The organism is Kitasatospora sp. MY 5-36, assembly GCF_001182915.1.
In the GTDB taxonomy this organism is placed as follows: Bacteria; Actinomycetota; Actinomycetes; order Streptomycetales; family Streptomycetaceae; genus Kitasatospora.
In genome coordinates this window covers 1-3,457 of the sequence record NZ_LFVW01000901.1, presented here as the reverse complement: position 1 = coordinate 3,457, position 3,457 = coordinate 1, and the positions used below count along the sequence as shown (strand labels likewise).

General features: G+C 73.5%; 3 protein-coding genes. All 3 read right to left on the bottom strand.

Annotated features, from left to right (window positions below):
- Window positions 1-288, bottom strand: a 288-nt coding sequence (locus tag AE652_RS37970; RefSeq protein ID WP_049659879.1) for an MFS transporter, incomplete at its 3' end; no start/stop codon positions are given.
- Window positions 289-545: 257 nt separating this feature from the next.
- Window positions 546-1,028, bottom strand: a complete 483-nt coding sequence (locus tag AE652_RS37965) for a GreA/GreB family elongation factor (protein ID WP_049659877.1) — start codon at window positions 1,026-1,028, stop codon at window positions 546-548.
- A 126-nt stretch (window positions 1,029-1,154) separates the two neighbouring features.
- Complete coding sequence (locus AE652_RS37960) at window positions 1,155-3,290, bottom strand: UvrD-helicase domain-containing protein (protein ID WP_199823206.1); 2,136 nt, start codon at window positions 3,288-3,290, stop codon at window positions 1,155-1,157.
- Between the last annotated feature and the right edge of the window lie 167 nt (window positions 3,291-3,457).

Genomic DNA, 3,457 nt, shown 5'->3' with positions numbered 1-3,457 from the left:
GGACGGCTCGTCCGGCAGCGCCAGCACGACGCTGGCGGCGGCGGACAGTCCCAGCGCGCCGCGCACCGTCCGCCGCCGGCCGTACCGGTCGGCGGCGGGCCCGCCCAGCAGCAGCCCGGGCACCAGGCCGACCAGGTAGACCGAGAACATCGCGGCCAGCGAGAGCGCCGACCAGTCGGTGCGCGCCCGGTACACGGTGGCCAGCGCGGTGAACTGGTTGGCGCCCCAGGCGGCGACGGCGACGGCGGCGGCCGCCGGGAGCCAGCGGGCGGTGCGGGACGGGGGCATGCGCGCGCTCTGCTCGGTTTCTCTCGGGTGCTTTCCGGGGGCGGGAATTCGCTGGGAATTCGCGGTTCCCCGATTCCCGTCCAGTGTCCGGCAGGCCATCGCGGCACGTCAAAGAGGCAACGCGGCTGAACCGATAAGCCCCGCCTATCAACAGTCGCGCGGATATCCCGCCGATACCCCGCCGATATCCCGGCCCGTTTCCCCCGGAATTCCGACCAGAATTCGACCGTGCCGGCGCTGTGCCGTGCCGCCCCGCCTCAGCCCGTCTGCGGGCCCGCGTCGGCGCCCACCGACAGCACCACCGCGCTGGCCGCGCCGGCCGGGGTGTCGTAGTTCACCGTCTCCCCGGCGTGCCGCCCGAGCAGCGCCTTCCCGAGCGGGCTGTCGAAGGTCACCAGGGTGAGGTCCCGCTCCTCCGCGATCTCCGAGATCTCGACGGTCTCCTCCGTGCCGTCGTCGAACCGCACGTTCACCGTCGACCCCACCCCGACCACCCGCGCGGACGGCTCCCCGGCCACCTCGGCCTCCCGCAGCCGCGCCTCCAGCTCGACGATCCGCCGGTCCAGCCGCGCCACCTCCGACGCCCGCTGCAACTCGTCCGCCGCGTCCGCCCGGTCCCCCACCGGATCCACCCCGCGCAGCGTCGCGGCCACCTCCCCCCGCTCCACCCGCAGCTGCGCCAATTCCTCCCGCACCGCACGCAGACCCTCGGCACTGATCGGTTCCGGCCCACCGCTCATCCCAAGCTCCCGGGGCTGCTCGTCACACACTCGAACACCGGCCGTCTCCCATTACCCCACCACCCGCACCCCCGGGCAACTCCCGGGCCGGTCGACCACCCGGAGCGGGCCCCGCGGGGCCGTGGGTCAGCGGGTGAGCAGCCGGGCCGGGGCGATCGGTTCGAGGAAGACGCTGGGTGTGCCGTGCCAGGACACGCTGAGGGCCTCGCGGGCGCGGGTGCACGCCACGAAGAGCAGGCTCAGCTCGCCGGTGAGGTCCTCCTGGTGCTGCAGCGGGTCGGTGTCCGCCGGGGTGATCGCGCTGCGCAGGGGCACCGTGCCGTCGCTGACGCCGACCACGGCGACGCAGCGGTACTCCAGGCCCTTCATCCGGTGCATGGTGCCGACCCGTATGCCGGGGGACGGCGCGTCGCCGAGCACGTGGGTCGGGATCCCGGCCTGCCCCAGGGCGTGGGCGGCCTCGCGGCCGAGCCGTCCGGTCCGTACGGCGACACCGATGTCCTCCGGGCTCACGCCCGAGGCGGTCCACTCCTCGACGCGGGCGACGAGGGCCCGGAACTCCTCGGCCCGGTCGGGGTGGCCGGACACGTCGGGGTGGGCGCCGTGCAGGGTCGAGTGGTAGCCGGCCAGCGAGTCCTCCCCGCCGTCCATGTCGTCCGGGCGTTCGCCGGTGAGCAGGGACGCGGACCAGGTGAGGATCTCCTGTGTCGTCCGGTAGTTGATCCGGAGTCGAAAGGAGCGGCCGACCACCTGGATGCCGAGCGAGCGCAGCGAGACCTTGTTCCCGTAGATCCGCTGGTGCGGATCGCCGGAGAGGAACAGGTCGTCCGGGCCGGTGGCCACGAGCGCGCGCAGGAACCGCCATTGGACGGGGTGCAGGTCCTGCGCCTCGTCGATCACCACGTGCCGGAACGGGCGGTCGCCCTGTTCGTCGAGCATCCGCGCGGCCCGCGCGCAGACCTGGAGGTACGTCAACTCCCCGGCCTTGCGCAGCTCCTCCTCGAACGCGGCCACCGCGCGCCACAGTTCGGTCCGCTCCGGCGTCCCGAGGGCCTTGCCCCGTCCGGTCCGCGGGGCCTTCAGGTACTGCTCCCGGCTCCCGATCGACTGGGCCAGTACGACCTGCCGCCACTCCTGGTCGAGGAACAGGTCGGTGAACCCGACGCCGAGCCGGCGGGCGACCCGTCCCCAGCGGGCCAGGATCGGGTGCTGCTGGAAGAGGACCTTCGACGGGGCGCCGCCGGGGGAGCGCCGCAGGACCTCGGCGGCCAGCGCGTCGACGGTGACCACCCGGACCTTCGCCCGGATCCGTCCGTCCGTCACGAGCAGGGCGAGGCAGCGCTCCAGCTCCGCGGCGAGGTCCTCGGAGGAGGTGGTCAGCAGAATCGATCCGTCAGGCGCCTCCGCCGGCAACCGGCGGGCCAGGTGGTAGGCCCGGTGCAGGGCCACCACCGTCTTCCCGGTGCCGGGGCCGCCGGTCACCCGGGCCGGCCCGCTGTACGACTCCCGGTAGGCGACCCGGTACTGGGCCGGGTGCAGGAAGATCCGCCAGGCGTCGAAGGGGCGTTCCAGGATCTCCAGCAGTTCGTCGGGCCCGGACACCAGGGCGACCCGGCCGCGCGCCCGGGCCATCGCCGAGACCAGCCCGTCGGCGGGCTGGTCGACGCTCGTGGGCGCGGCCGCCCGGGCGTACGCCCGGACGATCTCACGATCGATCTCGGCCGGCTCCATCCCGCTCGCGAGGCCGACCAGGACGTCGAACTGCTGCTCCGGCAGCACGCGGTGGAGCGCCTCCAGGTGGGCCTCGTCGGGGAGCAGCCGGATGATCGGCAGGATCTCCTCGTCGACGCCCAGGCTGCGCAGGACCTTGTCGGAGCGGTCGGCGAAGAGCCTGCGGGGTTCGTCGGCGGCCAGCGCCTTCAGCGACCGGGAGGCCCGTTCCAGCGCGACGTCGTTGCGGATCTCGACGCCCTGGGTGGCGGCGTTGACCGAGGCCCGGTGCTTGACCGCCCAGTCGTTGGCCTTGTCGTGCGGAAGGACCTTCAGCAGGAGGTAGCCGTCGCCCCGGTCGGCCTTGAGGACGACCCCGCGCCAGAAGTCGGTGATCCTGATGGTCCGGATCCGGGGGTCCCGCTGGTTGGTGAGCTTCTCCAGGTGCACGCCGGTGTGGGTGGCCTCGGTGAACTTCTCGAAGGTCTCGAAGACCCGCCGCTGCACCGGCTTCTCCAGCGCCGCGAACTCCATCAGGAAGTCCCGGTGCATGCCCAGCGTCGCCACCCCGGCCCCCTCGTGCCCGTGCCCGTCCGCCCGGGCCGTGCGTTTCACTGTACTGGCCCGGATGATCACTCACGCCGGGCCGCCCGACGGGTGGTCGGATCGAGGGTGGCGGTGATCACCTTCGGGGGTGGGGGTGGGGGGAAAGCGCAGGT

Bases quoted from the DNA above. Each gene is read 5' to 3' on its own strand.
- AE652_RS37965 (WP_049659877.1), bottom strand. From the start codon at position 1,028: ATGAGCGGTGGGCCGGAACCGATCAGTGCCGAGGGTCTGCGTGCGGTG.
- AE652_RS37960 (WP_199823206.1), bottom strand. From the start codon at position 3,290: ATGCACCGGGACTTCCTGATGGAGTTCGCGGCGCTGGAGAAGCCGGTG.